1 protein-coding gene is annotated in these 787 nt (G+C 49.2%); it reads left to right on the forward strand.

Going from position 1 to position 787, the window contains the following annotated elements:
• On the forward strand, positions 1–787 hold a 787-nt coding region (locus R8O11_RS26785; RefSeq protein ID WP_318194818.1), incomplete at both ends, for an ATP-binding cassette domain-containing protein.

The raw sequence follows: 787 nt of genomic DNA on the forward strand, positions 1-787 counted from the left end.
GCACGACCGAGATTTCCTAGATCCGATCGTTGGTCGCATCATCCATATCGAAAACCAACAGCTGAACGAATACACGGGTAACTACTCGTCATTCGAAAATCAACGTGCGCAAAAAATGATGCTGCAACAAGCGATGTTCGAGAAACAACAAAAGCAAATGTCGCACATGCAAAGCTACATCGACCGCTTCCGCTACAAAGCGTCGAAAGCGCGCCAAGCGCAAAGCCGAATCAAAGCGCTAGAACGCATGGAAAAAGTCTTGCCCGCGCAGTTCGATAACCCATTCAGCTTTGAATTCCGTCAACCAGCTGCGCTGCCAAATCCAATCATGATGATGGACGACGTATCGGCAGGTTACGGCGACAACCTAATTTTAGAAAAGATTCGTCTGAACTTAGTACCGGGCAGCCGTATTGGTTTGCTTGGCCGCAACGGCGCAGGTAAATCGACCTTAATCAAACTGCTTTCAGGTGAACTTAAAGCGCAAGGTGGCGATCTCACCTATTCGCAAGGCGTAAAGATCGGCTACTTTGCTCAGCACCAGTTGGAAACGTTGCACCCAGAAGAAACACCACTGCAGCACATGATGCAGATTGCACCGGATCAAACAGAGCAGCAACTGCGCGATTACCTAGGTAGTTTTGGTTTCCAAGGCGACAAGGCGCTAGAAAAAGTCGCACCGTTCTCTGGTGGTGAAAAGGCACGCTTGGTGCTGGCGTTGATCGTGTGGCAAAAACCAAACTTATTGCTACTCGACGAACCAACCAACCACCTAGACTTAGACATG

Source organism: Vibrio sp. 1288 (genome assembly GCF_033344475.1).